This is a genomic window from Variovorax restrictus, from assembly GCF_051216715.1.
GTDB lineage: Bacteria > Pseudomonadota > Gammaproteobacteria > Burkholderiales > Burkholderiaceae_C > Variovorax.
The window spans coordinates 70,816-85,988 of the sequence record NZ_JBPJZH010000008.1 but is presented as its reverse complement, the minus strand read 5'-3'; the positions used below and the strand labels follow the sequence as shown (position 1 = coordinate 85,988).

Sequence of the window (15,173 nt, the reverse complement as noted above, 5' to 3'; positions counted from 1 at the left end):
GTGGACCGGGACCGGGGTACTTGCAGCAGGGCAGCAACGACAGCTGTGGGGCTAATCCACATGAAGGCACGCGGCCTGCTGCATTCCAGCTAAGTTTTGAGCCCAGGAAACCTGATGGTGAACGTAGTGCCTTCATCCATGCCCGACCGCACCGCTACTTCACCGCCGTGGGCCTGCGCGATCTCGCGAACGATGTAGAGCCCAAGCCCCACGCTTCGCGCAGCCCCTCCGGGGGCACCGCGCACCATCGGCTGAAATAGCGTGGGCAACGCCTCCTCCGGAATCGGCTTGCCGAAATTCTGGACCTCAATAGCGCATTCGTCAGAGCCGGTTCGGGACCTGACCGTCACCTGCCGCCCTGGGTCGCCATAAGTCATGGCATTCGAGACCAGGTTACCCATCGCCTGAGCGATCCGATCCGGGTCAGCACTGCAGGTTCCGGCGCCCTCTTGTACATGCTCGATGTGCCGGTCAGGGTAGGCCGTCCGGAGTTCATCCAAAGTCTCGGAGACGGCAGCATGCAAGTCAATGGCGCTGATCTTCACCGACAGGCCCTTGCCCACGCGAGCAGCGGTGAAGTCCAGCAAGTCCGCGATGAGGCGGTGAGCACGCTCCGTGGAGCGCGATATACGACCAAGCACTCGAAGCTGATTGGAAGTCAGCTCGCCGCGTGACAACGCGATCAGCCCAAGGTGAATGGCGGAAAGGGGGTTGCGAAGATCATGGCTGACGATCCCCACCATCTGCTCAGCAAAAAGCGCCCGGTCCTTGGCCTCTTCATGCAATCGCGTCGACTCGCGAACCAGAATCTGCAGTTCTTCGCGGGAGGCAAGGAGCTCACGCTCGTAAATGTCCCGATCGCGAGCAATGAAGATAGCCAAGTCGTGCACGATGGCCCCGGCGCGCTCGCGACGGACGGCATTCAGAATCATCGGAAGCACAGTGCCTTCGCGGTGCTTCACTTCCAGCTTGACCTCGGATACCGACCCCTGCATCTGAAGCAAGGGAGCCCAGTGCGTCTGGTGAAAGATCCGCCCTCCCATGGTAAGCAGATCCTGAAATCGTCGAAGCCCGACCAGGTCTTCCTTTTCCATGCCAAGCCAGGTGCAGAACGTCTGGTTGGCAGAAAGGATCATCCCCTTCGCATCGGTGGTGAGCAGTGCGCACGGCGCTTCATCCAGCGGCGCCGGTGCCGCGCTGGGACGCTGGGGCACACCTGAGCTCAAAAGCCGCGCCTGGCCAAGAAGGTGTCGATAGCATCCGCGCTCGCGCTAGGAGCGCTCAGATGGGGGCAATGGCCGACGTTCTCCACAATCACCAACTCGGCGTCGGGCAGGGTCTGAGCCATGTATTGACCAACCTCCACAGGAGCGATGATGTCTTCGTCGCACTGGATGATGAGCGTAGGCGTTGCCAACCGCGGCAGGTCGGCACGATGATCCGAGAGGAAGGTTGCACGCGCAAAGTCAGCCGCAATTTCCGGATCGGTGCGGCAGAAGCTGTTGACCAGCTCTTCACCAAGCTCGGGCTGCCCCGGCGCACCCATGATTGCCGGGGCCATGTTGCTTGACCACCCGAGGTAGTTTCCCTCAAGCGTTCTCAAAAGGCCTTCGACGTCTTCGCGGGAGAAACCCCCGACATAGTCTTCGTCGTTAACGTAGCAGGGGGATGGACCGATCATGGCGTGAGCTGTGAAAAGGCCTGGTGCCTTCAGGTCAGCCAACACGCCGATCATCGCGCTCACCGAATGGCCAACGAAGATCGTGCGACCCTGACCGAATTCGCGCGCAATCTCTACAAGGTCGCTGGCGTATCCGTCGAGAGTGGAATACTTGCTCTCTTCGTAGGCGGTCAGGTCTGAATTTCCGGCGCCTACATGATCAAAAAGGACGGTGCGATACCGCTTGGCATAGACTGGTTCGAGCAAGCGCCACATGTTCTGATCGCACCCGAATCCGTGGGCAAAAATGACGGTATCCGTGCCCGAACCGCGGACGGACACGTTGTTGCGCTCTTTGGTGCTCATTGGTTCTCCGTTCCGCGGCCATTCCGCGAGCCGGCAGATTGTGGCAGGAGGGCGCGCGGTGTCCGCTTCCCGGCTACTCTCGCTCGGTTGGGCCGGAGCTGGCGGCTTAAAAAACCAGTCCAACATCAGGGCTGCAGGTCGAGGGCTACAACGGTGCGGCGCAGCTCCGCGCTGACCAATTCGGCGACGTGGAAAATTTCCGTACAACAGGAAAAGCTCAGGATTGCTGCTGCTGGTGATGCCGCAAGCAATGATCCAGGAACTCCTCAAACTCGCTCGTCTTGTCGTAGACAGCCAAGGCTCCTAGCGCCAGACAGCGATTCCGATTTTCTTGGGTCGCCGAGTTGGTCAGGACGATGACCTGCTCCCTGGCATTTTGGGGTGTGAGCTGCTCCAGCACCCCAAACCCAGTACCAGCTTTCAGGAACAGATCCAGAACGGCCAGTCGCCAGGTGCCGTGGTGATCGTTGAGCCATGCAATGGCTTGGGCCTCAGTTTCAGCGGTGCCAATGACTTCAGCATCGCAGATGCTGTTGATCGCTTCCCGGATGGCTTCGCGAAGCTTGGGATCGTCTTCAACAAGAAAGATCGGTAAAGCCATGAGTTTGAGGTGCTATGACCGCTCAACTGTGACTGTGAGACTTGACGCCATATAGAGGCCTCTCGAAATGCCGTTCACAAGGCGCATCTGTATCGCGGAGGCAAGGCGATTACGCCCTGCCTCGTAGATAGTTCAACGATGGCGCCTACAGATCGCGGGCTCGCCCACCCAGCGTTGCGCAATAAGCCGCGACGAGCGCACCTATAACCAACGAAATGAACAACCAAAGCGAACCGTAGGAAGCCGTCTTGCGCGCTGTATCAGCAGCTTCTTTCGTTTTGGCAATGGCCTCGTCAGTAGTCGCCTTCGCGCGCGCGAAGGTGTCATTGACCCGCTTTTCGGCATCGGCTTGACTGATACCCGTGCGCTGCGCGACCACTTGCGCAACATAGCGCGTGTCCTCTGGCGTCATCGCGCCAGTGCGCAGGCTATTGGCGAAGATACGGCCGAGTTCCGCCGTTGGTGCGGGTCCTTCGGACTGGGCAACTGCGGCCGGTGCCGGTGCATTTGGCGCGCTTGCACTGTCCGTCTGACCGGGAGTTGAACTCGCTGGGGCTGCAGCGCCAGTTGGAGCAGGAGCCGCAGCTTTGCGCAGGAGGCTGTCTGTCCAGTAGGCGAGCGGACCTGAGCCTGAGTCTTCGCCCATGCGGCTGGCGCCGAGCGCACCAGCAGCTGCGGTGCTCGCGGCTCCGCTGGCCAGGCTTGCCCCTGCGCGAGCGCCAGCGCTCAGCGTGGCGCCGGCAGCGGACATGAGCAGCGCAGCCGTCACCAAGGTCGCAGCCGCCCAGGCCAGAAATCCGTGAGCGGTATCGCGAAAGCCAACCTCCTCAGTGCGAAGGCTGCTCCACTTCGCACGCAGCCGCCCTGCGATGTAACCGCCTAAGCCAGAAGCCACAACCTGGGTGAAAGTGATCCAGAAGACACCGGCGATGCCGATCGTCTTCGCCTCCGCGCCCTGGCCTTCCCAGGGAGAGGCCAAGCCAAGGCCCATTCCAGCCCCTAGGAGCACCATGATCAAGGTCAGCGCCGCCGCGGCTGTGGCCCCCGCAAGGATGGCTCCCCATGAAACGCCACTTCCGGCGGCTGCGTAGTCATCGGATCGAAATCCGTGCTGCTCGGTTGTGCCTTGCTTGCCGAAGGCATCGTTGGATGATGCGTAGGTGTTCATGTCTGCTCCTCATGTGTTGGAACCAGAAGGAAAACCTCTGATCCGGCGCCTGAGGGTACGTCTTGAACTCTTCTAGCCGTAGGCGCTGCGGCTACTCTGCAATTGGACGCGAATCAACCTTTCGTTAGACTTTTCCCGGGCCACTGGGGCCCCGAGCGTGCGGCGGAGCAGCTGCCAGCACTCAATACCGCGAAGCCGTAGACCTGGTCAATGCTAAGGAGGCGCCGCCTCGTCGACGCAAGGAAATTCGAAAGTAATCCCCGTCGGTGAGCTCGCAGTGCACCTCTCCACTGAAATGGATCATTGCAGCATCGTGTGTAGTAGTTTCATCGCTCGCTGAACTCCTCGTATGGACAGAGAAAAAAAGCCCGCTGGCGGTGGTCGCCAGCGAGCCAGGCCGCCGGCGAATCAGCCGCCGCGGCTATCCCTAGATCGTTGGAACCTAGCCGAAGTTCAAGCGGACTTGCTTGCTGGCCGCGTCGACGGCGTCGGCGGCGCCCTGGGTCAATTGCATCCAGCTCTGGAAGTCCAGGAGCATCGGTTTTCGCAGCGACTGGACCCGCATGCGCGATCGGCGCCCACGGCGAAGGGCGCCGGGTGCAGTCGGCATGGAAATCTCAAGGGAGGTCTGTTTAGGCTTGCGCATGAACCCACTATGGGCCGCGGTGGTCGGCGGCATGTAGGCCAGGACAGATCGGCGTTGGCAGTCGGCACCAAGCCTGGGCATAGGGGTCTGCGGACGGCAGGCGCCTATGGGTTATTTCGATGGCTTCTTCGCGGGGGTCTTCGCAGCGGTCTTCTTTGCGGCAACGACCTTCAGGGCAGGCTTGGCAGCGGCCTTCTTTGCCGCAGTCTTCTTGCTCGGCTCGGCAGGTGCTTCGAACCGAGCCAGGATCTCTGCGATCTGGGGCGAGGCAGCCGCCGCAGCCTTGGTCTGACTCATGTGGCGTTCCGCTTGCTGAAGCCGGTAATGGGCTTCGGCGAAGCGAGAAATCGTCTTGACGATGTTCTGCTTGGAAGTGCCGACACGCGTCATGATGACCCCGGTCGGGAGCCCCATGACGTAGTGCGCCAATGCAATCTCTTTCGAGACGCTGCCGGCTCGAGTTGCGAAGAACGGCATGACCGCCTCGAACGTTTCGAGAGACATCAGCTGGTTGTCGGCGGGTTGTTTCATTTACTTCGCTGCAGTGATCTTGGCCAAGGCCTTGTCGACCTCGAATTTCTCCGCCTTGCCCTGCCCTTGCAGGAACGCGACGAGATTGAAAACCTCGACCGATCCTTTGCCGAATTCGTTGCGCGCGATTCCGGCGATCAGGGCAGGTGCGAGGTCATCCGTCTTCTGGCCGCGCTCGAAAAAACTCTCGCCTTGCTTGACGATGAGGTCCATGTCGGCCTTGGGAACGGAGGCCAGGATGGTACCAATATCCGCGCCCGATTTACGCGAAGAGTCAACTAAAGTAGCAACTGCTTTTTCGTATGGTTTTTGGGGTGCAGTTGGAAATATCGAGCCGCCTGCGCTCACAGACGGTGCGCCAGGCTCCTCCATGGAGCGATCGCGAGGGGTGGCTGTCGACGGCTTCGCCGCGCCGGGCTTGCCCGCTGCGGGCGGCGTGGCCGCCCTGGTGTGGGCCTTGGCGTCCTTCTTGGCTGCATCGGCCTTGGCGCGCAGATCCTTTCCGCCGACACCCGGCTTTGCGGCCGTTGCTTGGTCGACCAGCGCCTTTGCCGCGGCCGGGTCGCTGCGTTCGAGTTGGCGAACGCTGTTGATGGCGGTGACGTCGGCCGTGATCTTCTCGTTGACCAGGCGCTGAGCCTGGGGCGGCAGATCCAGCAGGTTCAGCCGCTGCGTGATCCACGGCTGTTTCTTCTTGAGCTTCAAGGCGAGCGCTTCGCGGTCGCCCTTGAGCGCGTCGAGCATCTTCTTGAGCTGACGCGCCTCTTCCATCTGCGTGAGGTTCTTGCGATGGATGTTCTCGATGAATTGCGCGTCGACCGCTTCTTCATCCGACAGCGTGCGGATGAGGCACGGGATCTTTTCGAGGCCAGCCATCTTCGCGGCGCGCAGGCGGCGCTCGCCGGCGACCAGCTCGTAGCGACCACCAGGGCGCACACGCAGCAGGATCGGCTGGATGACGCCATGCACCTTGATCGTGTCGGCCATCTCCGCGAGCGGGTTCTCGTCGTCCTCGAATTCCTCGCGGACCTGGTCGGTGACATCGATCAGCGACAGCAGAATTTCAGTCGGCTGAGCCTGCTTCACGCTCTTGAACATCTCGGTCATGCTCTGACCGAGGGGGTTTTTCACAGCGTCAGTCATTTGGACGTTTCCTTCAGGATCATTGCGCATGCATCCGACCATTCCTTGGCGGCCTTCTCGTGGCTGGAGCCTCGTGGACTTGCCCAGACAGGCTGACGGGCGTTGACGGCCTGGCGCACGGCGGCACGTTCGGGCAGCTCTGCGGGAAAGACATGATCCCCGTGCTCATCGCGCATGGCTTTGACCATCGCGCGTTCCTTGGCGCTACGGCCGTTGGTCTTCATGAGCAGGATGCCCAGGTTGCGAAGCCCGGGGTTGAGGCCCGACTGGACACCTTGGATCGTGTCGAAAAGCCGGCCGACGCCGCCCATTTCGTACAGGCCAAGCGTCATCGGCACGATGACGAAATCGGCGATCGACAGCGCGCCGATGAGCAGTGCATTGCGTTCAGGCGGTGTGTCGATGACGCACAGGTCGAACTTCGATGCACGCGCGCGGATCGCGGCACGCGCCCGCAACAGCACGTCCGTCGTCGCGCCGATGTACTCGTAGAGTTCTTCGTTGCCCGCCGGGATGATGCTCATGTGGTCATCCACAGGCTGCAGCGGCTTGTTGACCGGGCTCTCCGAGAACAGGTCCAGCGTCGTGAGGTATGCCGGATCCGGCACAGCCACATTGCATCCCAGCGACAGGCTCGCCTGAGGGTCCAAGTCCACAAGCAGCACGCGCATGTTCGCGGCGGCAGCGGCGAACGCGAGATGCGATGAGAGCGTCGTCTTGCCGACGCCGCCCTTCTGGTTGGCAATTGCGATTGTTTTCATGGTTCCTCACGGTGTTGGGATGTCGTGAGTTTATCTTAATCGACAACTTAAACGACAACTTAACACCATCACTGCAGTTCTAGGTCGGCATAGAAAAGCCGCGGCCCGGGGAGGGTACGCGGCTTTATATCTGAGCCGGCCGGCAGTTCCGGCCTGTCGATTGTCACTGAGGCGTGGGCACCAGGTAGTCCAGCAGCTGAAGGGTCGTCGAGTCGCCGCATGTCTCGTCGTCGACAGTGACGATGTCATGGGTGCTCATGTGGATCAGCAGGTCGGTGAGGCGGCGTATGTCCGAATCAGAAGCTCGCTCGTCGTTGCCGCAAGCCTCCAGAGCATCAAGCACCTGGATGCGAGTGAAGGATTTCGAGGGTTGGGGAGCACGGAGGGCGTTCATTTAAGACTCGAAGATGGTTGCTGGCTGAGCCGTTGAAAAGGTAGTTCGCGTTTCTTGAATGCACTGTAGGCGGTCCCGTCCTACGTAGGAATGTGCAGATTTGTACATATGGAAACAGAACGGTGGACTAAAGGAGACCATTAGCATTCACCCCGCAGCGGCCTGAGCATTTCGCATGCGAAATTGGCTCAGGTCAGGCTGGCCGTCGACGTCGTTCGCGCTCGCCTTGCAGCCCGTGGCACGCCAGGCCGAGCAGCTCCAGAAATGGCCTGAGTTGTCGCGTCGGGCAACGCGACGCAACTGGCCTGCGCAATCCGGGTCGGGGCAACCAATTCGCTCGACCACAGGCAGATCAGCCTGCGCTTGGCCAACAAGGCCAGAGACGAAGGCGACCTGGTCACTGACGAATTGCTCGATGCTCCGCGCGCCCTGCTCTATCTCGCGCAGCTGGCGTTGGAAATGGGCAGTGAGCGAAGGGCTCTTGACCTCGGGCGGCAGCATCGCGAGGACGGCACGGCCGGCCTCGGTGCTGACAAGCCATTTCCCGCTGTTGGTGAGGAAACCGCGACGCTTGAGTTCTTCGATGATCGCGCCGCGCGTGGCCGGCGTGCCGATGCCGTCGCCATCCTTCAATGTCTTGCGGTCCTCAGGATCCTCCATGTAGCGAAAGACGTTCTCCATGGCCGGGGGCAAGGTGCCTTCGGTAAAGCGCTTCGGCGCCGTGGTGCGCTTGTCGTGTCGAACGGCTTCGCCGAATTGCACGGGGTCATCGCCCTGCATCACAGGCAGATCCTGCGTGTCGTCTTCTGGATCGAGCGGGGCTTGAAACAGCTGCTTCCAGCCGTGCTCGGTGACGAGCCGTCCGCGCGCGGCGAAGGCTTCGCCGATCGCGCTCGCGTGAACCGTGTTCTCGTCGTAGGCATGAACCGGGTAGAACTGGGCGATGTACTGGCGCACGATGAGCTGATAGAGGTTCATCTCCCACTCGGCCAGGCGCGACGTGTCGGCGCGCATGGACGTGGGAATGATCCCGTGGTGCGCGGTGATCTTCGCGTCATCCCAGGTCTTGGACTTGATCGACGCGTCAGCGCCGTCGATCCAGGGTGCGATCGCCGGCAAGTTGTCGCGCAGCGCGTCGAGGATGGCCGGCGCGGCACCGTGCTGGTTCTCCGGCAGGTACTCGCAGTCGGTTCGCGGGTAGCTGGTGAGCTTGTGCGTCTCGTACAGAGCCTGGCAGATCTGGAGTGTTTCGGCTGCGCTGTAGCCGAACATCTCCGACGCGAGCAAACCGATGCCGGCGAGCGACAGCCCTTTGGGTTGGCGCTCGGTCTTCGGGACCGACTTGTATTCGGTGATCGCGCCCGGCTGCTCTGCGATGCGCGCGACCAGCTCGTCAGCAACGGCGGTGTCGACAAGTCGGCCCTCCTCGTCCAGCCCGACCTGGTCTTCGCGCGGTTGCCAGCGCATGCGGAATTCGCCGTCTGCGTGGCGGACCAGGACAGTGACGAAGTGGTACGGCACCGGCTTGAAGTTGGCGAACTTCTCGTCGGCTGCGGCGACCATCGCGAGTGTCGGTGTCATCACGCGGCCGACGGGGACGACGCCGCGATTGCCCTTCGCCTGAGCGCGCAGCGTGAACGCACGGCTTGCGTTCATGCCAATGAGCCAATCTGCACGGCCGCGGCCTCGGGCCGAGTCGCGCATGCCGGCGAAGTCGCGGTTGTCGCGAAGGTTCTCCATGGCGGCTTGGAGACTGGCCGGGTCTTGGGCGCTGGCCCAGAAGCGCAGCACCTGCCCGCGAAACTTCGCCTTCTCGATGACCTCGTCGACAAGGAGCTGCCCTTCGTTGTCAGGGTCGCCGGCATTCACGACCACATCGACCTCACGCATGAACTGCGTCAACAGCTTGATGCGGTCACGAGCATCGTCCTTCGGCAGGACGACCCATGCCGAGGGAACGATCGGCATGTTGGCGAAGGCCCATTCGGACAGCGCCTTGTCGTAATACTCGGGCTTGGGCATCTCATAGAGGTGGCCGAAGCAAGAGCTGACGACATCGTCGCCACAGATGAAAAAGCCGCGTTCGCGGCGGGTAACGCCCAGCAGCTGGGCAAGCTCGGTAGCCACGGATGGCTTCTCGGCGATGAAGAGGCGGCGCACAGAGCACTCCTTACGATGGTGGACAAGGTTGTAGACAACTTAGACGACAACCTAACTTTAAACCATCGAGGCCGATCAGCCGCAGTTTCGCATGCGAAACGGCTACTGAATTAGTGCTGCAGGATGAGGCGCATGGGTGATGTAACGAGGCCTGTAGTTAATTTCGCATGCGAAATTGGGGAGCGTGCTCTATCGGGGTGAGGAGTTTGGTATTAAAGTTTTCCAGCGCGATCACCGCGTTGGAGAACCCCATGCCAAGTGTCGTCAGGACCGTTGCAGTAGTGGTGGCTTTCTTACTTAGCGGGCCTACGGTTCACGCTCAAGCAGCTGGTGGGGGAGCCGACTTCAACAAAGCCGACCGCGAGCGCGTGAAGCGGCAAGAGGCAGCCCAGCAAAGGCGCAACCAGTGCATGAGAACCTGCGACACCAGTTTCCGAGGAAGTTACTCGATCTGCGGGGGATACCCACCAACGGCACAAGGCACGTGCACTCTCAACATCCAGAAAAATCACGCGAAGTGCTATGCAGAAACGTGCAAGTAACGCCTCGCAAGGTCTTGGCCTATATGGCGCGGCTGGGTGCCGAAACGCAAGGCTTCGCCTTGCAATTTGTTGCCTCCTTGCTTTTAACGCAGGCGCCGCCTTGGGCATGAACGACGGACCAAGCTGCAGCAGAGTTCAGACGTTTTTGAATGAGCGTGCCTGGAGAGACCCAGAGGCGAAAGGCTCTGACATTTTTATCAAAACATCATCACGTAGAGGCGATTACACCCATCGCCCCGCATACGGAAGAACAGTCGTCATGAGCTACGAGCTCCAAGACAAACGCCTTTACAGGGCTGACGATGATGAGGATGGCCCTTCAAGGTCGAGCGCTTGTGAAATCAGTGTGAGCTACCTTAGCGGTGAGTGCAGAGGAGACGTCAGCGGCTACTTCGTCAAGATCATAGGTACCGCAATCAGATTCACGCCGAGTTGGTCCTCTGGAACAGATCGCTGGTATGCCGACTCCGTTGACAAAAAGTGCGATGCAGATACGAAGGGGTTTACGCTTGTTCCAGGCTAAGGCCGACGGTGCGGGCCTGGTAAAAAGTCTGGATTGCTGGTGTCGCACGGCAAACTTTGCATGCGAAACGGCTCGCGCTCAGCGGTCCCGGGAATTTACGCGCATGGGCGAGGCCATCGGTCGCGAAGCATCGCGCAGAGTCAGCTCCAAGCCAGTCCGTCGCGCAGCTTCCGACATGCTGGCGACGAAGGGAGCATCCCCATTCAGTGTGAGCGTGCGGCCGTAGCGGGCGATGGCAACCCGGATGGCCGCGTCATACGCCCTGTTCTCGGCCTTGAGGACCGTGACGCCCTGGCTTGAGTCGCGAACGATCGCGCTCTCCCCTGCCCTGTACGTGACGGCGCCCTTTGCGTCGACGCTGTAGCTCGGCAGAGGAAAAACCGGCTGGCTATGCCCGCCTGAAATCTTGGCCTCGGGCTCAGGCTGGTGCGGCGCCATACGGCGCAGCTCGGCGAGCGCGGCAGTGTCGCCGGCGGTGGCCAGCCCGACCAGGTACTCACGGTAGTGCGCGTTGCGGCGCGGGATGCGGGCTGCGGCAGACGCCTTCGCCCTCTCGGCCGCGATGACCTGTTGCGCGATGAACTGATCGGCTCGAGCGCGGGCAACGGCTGCGGCCCGCTGCCGACCAGGCAGCGGCTGCGCCTCCGCTTTGCGCAGCTGGTATTCCTCGCGGACTTTGAGGATGCGCGAACGGAAGGCAGCGCCGTCCTCCGACCGACGCGCGGCGACGCTTTCGAACTGCCCATCGCGCCATTTGGAAAACTGGCGCCACAGCGCTTTGTCGGGTGGCGGCAGCGCATCCGAAATGCTGGCGTGATAGCAGTCCCGCAGAACGGTCTGGGCCTCGGCCCATGGCCTCTGCAGGTGCCTGGTGAAGAAATCGCCAAGGTTGTACTGCTTGTCCTTGTGGACGATGCGCGGCGACCCGTCGGCGCCGGTGCCGATGGTGTATTCGGCCGGGTTGATGCCGTACAGCTTCTGGGCGGCGGTCAACACGATGGCCGGATTGGTGTCGGTCTTCAGGCGATCCGGGTCCAGCTGCACCGGCTTGCGCGATGCAGCGATAGCTTCGATGACCGTGATCGACTTGCGGCGCTCTGGTTTGGCGAGCGTCAGGCTGTGCAGTGCGATCGACAGCGCCTGGCCCAGCGTGCGGCGGCTCAGGACGGCCTTGACCGTCTCCGGGTCGATTTCACGCGCTGTCGCGCGGGCAATGGCCTCGCGCGCACGGTCGACGCGCTCAGCCGGTGTCACAGGTGCTTCGTTCGCCGGGCGATCTTCGCGAAGTCCTCGGAGAGTGGCTTCAAGAGCTGCGCCAAGATTTCGGCGCTCGAAGTACCTTGCGACTTTTTGAGCATCGTCAGCAATCTGTTGGCCGCGCGCGATAGCCGCTGCTGAGCGGCTGAGTAGGCTTTGGCTTGAGCGATCGCCTGGGCGATCTCTTCCGGGGTTGGTGGCTTCATGGAGGTCCGAGGTGTGGGCGGCGACCGTGCGTGCATGGCAGTCGACCAGGATTTCGCGGGCTTCGGCCCACGGCTTCTGCAGGTGCTTGGTGAAAAAATCGCCGAGGTTGTACTGCCGGCCGTCGTGGATCAGCCGCGGCTTGCCGTCCTTGCCGCCGGCGATGACGTAGTCCGCAGGGTCGATGCCAAAGCGCTCGCGCGCTGCATCGAGAACCAACTGAGGGTCGGTAGCGCCCTTCAGCTCAGCGTCGCTCAGATTCCGAGATGCCCCTTGATCTGCTGCGAGCTGTCGAGCAAGGGGGCGAGGAGCTTCTCCAGCGTCTTGACCAGGCCGTCGTCGGACGGCGCTTCCATCTCGGCGAGGATCTTCTCGAACACCAGTGCCATCTGGAGATTTTGCTCGGTCAGCGTTTCCATCAACGCTGAAAACTCTTTCAGGTCTTCCATTTTTGAGTTCCTTGATAAGTGACTTGATTCGGTCGGCCAGGCCGACTGGGCGCGGGATCGGAACGCCCTGCTCCTCGATCTGCTTCATGGCCCGCTGGATGGCTTCACCGGCCGCGTCGACGCGCTGCCGCTCGACGGGAACGTCGTAGGCTGCAAGGCGTGCCTGCGTGGCCTCATGGGCTTGTCTGAGGAACGCAGCGCGTTCCTCTGGCGACATCGCCTTGTAGGCCGCGCGCATGCGCGGCGAACCATGCGCATATCGGACCTCAAACGCACCCTGTTCCTGCCACTGAGCCGCGAGCTTTTCAAACTCAGGTGCCTCAGGGGTCTGACGCAGGCGCTCGGCAGTGGCTTGGAAATCTTCCCGCCCCAGATCCTTGAGGTTGATGCCACGATCGGCCCAGGCCGGCTTGACGTTGAGATAGGCGCCGTCTTTGCCCTGCCGAATGGTGGTGACCCCGATGGCACCCGCGGCGTCGATCAGCTCCTCGAAGCTATTGACCTGACCCTGAGAAATCAGGTCGGACAGGTAAGCGCGGATCTGCTTGGGGCTTTGTCCTTCAAAGCTGGCCACATGCCGGCCAAGGGGGTGCCGAGGTGCCGACGGGTCGCGACGCGATGCAAGCGGACTCTTCAGGCCGAAGCGTCGATTGATGTCCTCTTGAATCGCCTGGGCCGCCCATATCGTCTGCTCGCCATGGCCGAGCGGGTTTAGATAGCGGTCTGACTCCAGGTTGCGCATCGGTATGACGATGTGGACGTGGGGCAGACGACTCTCATAGTCGCCAGTGCTGGCGTTGAGTTCGTGAGTGACCTTGGGGATGTGAGCTTCCGCGTAAAACAGGTACTCGCTGGGATCGTAGGCCGCCATCAACGCTTGCCGATAGGCGTCCACGACCTCATGAAGCCGTGCCGCATTGATCTGTCCGGGGCCGCACTCAGCGGCTGTCGTGAACTGCTCGGAAAATCCCAACGTGATGTGCAGGTAGCGCGAGTCGCCTTCCTGCTGCGTCTGGATCGACTGGATGACGTCGTCCATCAGCTCGATGTCGCCGGCCAAGGGCAGACGCTCGTCGATCAGCTCACGGTCGTACTCACGGCCTTTCTTCCGACCCGTCTCCAGGTATTCCTTGATGCCGCTGGCGGCGGAGTTAACTCGGACGAGCATTGGCAACTGCCTCCCGGAACGATGCCTGAATCAAGGCCAGGAGGTAGAGCGCTTCCTCGCAATGAGACGCCGACAGCTTGCCCCGCATGTTGAGCGCATTGAAGTGATGGGCCAGCTGGTTGAGGTTGTTGCCCGCCTTGTTCGCCTGGAAGACCAGCGGCTTTAGCTCGGAATGCGGCTTGGCGACGGCGACGATTTCGCTGCGGTTTTCGAGGATGGCTTGTTCCATCCATGCTCGAGAGGAGAGGCCGGATTCGGCAGCGCGCGACATCAGCTTCGCGTGCGCTTCCGGGCTCAGCCGGAACGAGACGACTTCGGTCTTTCGAGCCTTGGCCGGGAATTTCGCATGCGAAATTGGGAGGTCGGCGGCGAGTGCTGCGTCTGCGGACGCATCGGGTGCGTTTGTTTGTTCCATGTCCCTGAGCCAATTTCGCATGCGAAATTGAGGAGGCGTAGCCGGCCCCAAAACGGTTTCTAAGGCAGCGCCTTAGGCACGGGTATTTTACAAAGGCGTAGCCGTCTGTAAACATACCCAACGTGCCTATCGAGCTTGCGCTCGATAAACCGCTACTTTTCATGCGAAAAGGGCGTAACTTGGCACGCATCTGGCAAAGGATGGCGGGTGATTGGGTCCTATGTGGCAAGCATTGGCAAACTCTGGCAAATCAATGACAATGCACCGAAATCCTTTGCTGGCAATGAAATGGCAAGAAAAGACGAGTCGCCACTCATCGCGTTGGAGCAAGCCTTCATCGCGGAGCACTCCCCCACGGGAGGGCTCGACGCTGTCCGGCCTACGATCATTCGGTTCTATCTGCAGGGTCAATCGAAGCTTCTGACCTTCCGTTTCCTGCAATCAGCGGGGCTCGTGAGCTGTTCCCAGCGGACGTTCTTCCGCTGGATCGCGAACAACATGAACTTGGAAGCTGAGGCGCAGGCCTATCTTCAAGACCAGAAGGCCGCCGACGGCAGCGAAGCGTTGGATAGGTCGAGTGAGCGGGGCGAAGCTGCCGAACCGCCCGGCGAGGAACGGCTAGGCCAAGCGCGGGCGACGCCCGCTAGGTATGACGCAGCTCCTGCAGGGGCTAGCAACCCACCAATTTCGCATGCGAAATTAGAGGCATCTGCGGATGTGCCCGCCGGATCAAGTGCGCCTGCGCATTCCGGAGCAGAGGCGAGCGTCAGCACCACAGCCGATGCAGATTCGATGTCAGAGTCAATTTCGCATGCGAAATTGGGCGGAGTTGGGATGAAGCCCAACGATGGGCCGACAGACGCTCAGGTGCGGGCGACGCCCGCGGAAACCGCTCAGCAGGAAAACGCGCTCACGACCGTAGCGAGCAAGCCGAACGTTGCGAGCCCGCGTCCACCAGATCAGTCGAATTCAACCTTATCGACAACTCAACAGACATCTGTAAAATCAACCCAAGGTAAGGCGCCGATGAGCGACGAGAAACGTCGCCAACTTGTTGAGTTCCTGAGACAGCAGACAAGCGACCTGGAGCGGAATGACATGGGCGCCACCGCCGATCGAGCCCTTGCTCGGCTCAACCAACGTGACATGGAAAACGGAGGTCGGGACGGGTAGGGCAGTCATCTA

At 61.2% G+C, this 15,173-nt stretch carries 13 protein-coding genes; 1 reads left to right on the top strand and 12 read right to left on the bottom strand.

Annotated features, from left to right (window positions below):
- Positions 1–89: 89 nt before the first annotated feature.
- The 12 genes from ACSFA0_RS24885 to ACSFA0_RS24830 all read right to left on the bottom strand — a co-directional run bounded on the left by ACSFA0_RS24885 (position 90) and on the right by ACSFA0_RS24830 (position 13,988).
- On the bottom strand, positions 90–1,214 hold the full coding sequence (locus ACSFA0_RS24885) for a PAS domain-containing sensor histidine kinase (protein ID WP_435452942.1): 1,125 nt from the start codon (positions 1,212–1,214) through the stop codon (positions 90–92).
- An 8-nt stretch (positions 1,215–1,222) separates the two neighbouring features.
- The gene (locus ACSFA0_RS24880; RefSeq protein WP_435452941.1) at positions 1,223–2,026 is read right to left on the bottom strand and encodes an alpha/beta fold hydrolase; all 804 of its coding nucleotides are present in this window, start codon (positions 2,024–2,026) and stop codon (positions 1,223–1,225) included.
- A gap of 217 nt (positions 2,027–2,243) precedes the next feature.
- Positions 2,244–2,627 (bottom strand): response regulator, encoded by a 384-nt coding sequence (locus ACSFA0_RS24875; protein WP_435452940.1) that lies wholly within the window; start codon positions 2,625–2,627, stop codon positions 2,244–2,246.
- A 145-nt stretch (positions 2,628–2,772) separates the two neighbouring features.
- Positions 2,773–3,795: a hypothetical protein gene (locus tag ACSFA0_RS24870; RefSeq protein WP_435452939.1), complete on the bottom strand. Its 1,023-nt coding sequence runs from the start codon at positions 3,793–3,795 to the stop codon at positions 2,773–2,775.
- Positions 3,796–4,237: 442 nt separating this feature from the next.
- On the bottom strand, positions 4,238–4,405 hold the full coding sequence (locus ACSFA0_RS24865) for a hypothetical protein (protein ID WP_435452938.1): 168 nt from the start codon (positions 4,403–4,405) through the stop codon (positions 4,238–4,240).
- A 147-nt stretch (positions 4,406–4,552) separates the two neighbouring features.
- The gene (locus ACSFA0_RS24860) at positions 4,553–4,972 is read right to left on the bottom strand and encodes a hypothetical protein (protein ID WP_435452937.1); all 420 of its coding nucleotides are present in this window, start codon (positions 4,970–4,972) and stop codon (positions 4,553–4,555) included.
- On the bottom strand, positions 4,973–6,115 hold the full coding sequence (locus ACSFA0_RS24855; protein WP_435452936.1) for a ParB/RepB/Spo0J family partition protein: 1,143 nt from the start codon (positions 6,113–6,115) through the stop codon (positions 4,973–4,975). It lies immediately after the preceding gene.
- Entirely contained in the window at positions 6,112–6,876 is a 765-nt protein-coding gene (locus ACSFA0_RS24850; RefSeq protein WP_435452935.1) for a ParA family protein, read from the bottom strand. The genes ACSFA0_RS24855 and ACSFA0_RS24850 overlap by 4 nt, the downstream gene beginning before the upstream one ends.
- A gap of 163 nt (positions 6,877–7,039) precedes the next feature.
- Complete coding sequence (locus ACSFA0_RS24845) at positions 7,040–7,270, bottom strand: UBA domain-containing protein (protein WP_435452934.1); 231 nt, start codon at positions 7,268–7,270, stop codon at positions 7,040–7,042.
- Between the two features lie 147 nt (positions 7,271–7,417).
- Positions 7,418–9,430, bottom strand: a complete 2,013-nt coding sequence (locus tag ACSFA0_RS24840) for a DNA topoisomerase 3 (protein WP_435452933.1) — start codon at positions 9,428–9,430, stop codon at positions 7,418–7,420.
- Between the two features lie 1,143 nt (positions 9,431–10,573).
- Positions 10,574–13,573, bottom strand: a complete 3,000-nt coding sequence (locus ACSFA0_RS24835) for an LPD7 domain-containing protein (protein ID WP_435452961.1) — start codon at positions 13,571–13,573, stop codon at positions 10,574–10,576.
- A complete protein-coding gene (locus ACSFA0_RS24830) occupies positions 13,557–13,988 on the bottom strand; it encodes a plasmid mobilization protein (RefSeq protein WP_435452932.1) in 432 nt (143 codons plus the stop codon). Before ACSFA0_RS24830 ends, ACSFA0_RS24835 begins: the two co-directional genes overlap by 17 nt.
- Positions 13,989–14,195: 207 nt before the next feature.
- Between ACSFA0_RS24830 and ACSFA0_RS24825 the strand changes: the two genes are divergently transcribed.
- On the top strand, positions 14,196–15,161 hold the full coding sequence (locus ACSFA0_RS24825; RefSeq protein ID WP_435452931.1) for a hypothetical protein: 966 nt from the start codon (positions 14,196–14,198) through the stop codon (positions 15,159–15,161).
- Positions 15,162–15,173: the final 12 nt, after the last annotated feature.

What these genes read in the sequence shown, in the direction of transcription:
- ACSFA0_RS24855 (WP_435452936.1), bottom strand. Translation starts at nt 6,115, where the DNA reads ATGACTGACGCTGTGAAAAACCCCCTCGGTCAGAGCATGACCGAGATG.
- ACSFA0_RS24830 (WP_435452932.1), bottom strand. Translation starts at nt 13,988, where the DNA reads ATGGAACAAACAAACGCACCCGATGCGTCCGCAGACGCAGCACTCGCC.
- ACSFA0_RS24880 (WP_435452941.1), bottom strand. Translation starts at nt 2,026, where the DNA reads ATGAGCACCAAAGAGCGCAACAACGTGTCCGTCCGCGGTTCGGGCACG.
- ACSFA0_RS24860 (WP_435452937.1), bottom strand. Translation starts at nt 4,972, where the DNA reads ATGAAACAACCCGCCGACAACCAGCTGATGTCTCTCGAAACGTTCGAG.
- ACSFA0_RS24835 (WP_435452961.1), bottom strand. Translation starts at nt 13,573, where the DNA reads ATGCTCGTCCGAGTTAACTCCGCCGCCAGCGGCATCAAGGAATACCTG.
- ACSFA0_RS24845 (WP_435452934.1), bottom strand. Translation starts at nt 7,270, where the DNA reads ATGAACGCCCTCCGTGCTCCCCAACCCTCGAAATCCTTCACTCGCATC.
- ACSFA0_RS24865 (WP_435452938.1), bottom strand. Translation starts at nt 4,405, where the DNA reads ATGCCGACTGCACCCGGCGCCCTTCGCCGTGGGCGCCGATCGCGCATG.
- ACSFA0_RS24875 (WP_435452940.1), bottom strand. Translation starts at nt 2,627, where the DNA reads ATGGCTTTACCGATCTTTCTTGTTGAAGACGATCCCAAGCTTCGCGAA.
- ACSFA0_RS24870 (WP_435452939.1), bottom strand. Translation starts at nt 3,795, where the DNA reads ATGAACACCTACGCATCATCCAACGATGCCTTCGGCAAGCAAGGCACA.
- ACSFA0_RS24850 (WP_435452935.1), bottom strand. Translation starts at nt 6,876, where the DNA reads ATGAAAACAATCGCAATTGCCAACCAGAAGGGCGGCGTCGGCAAGACG.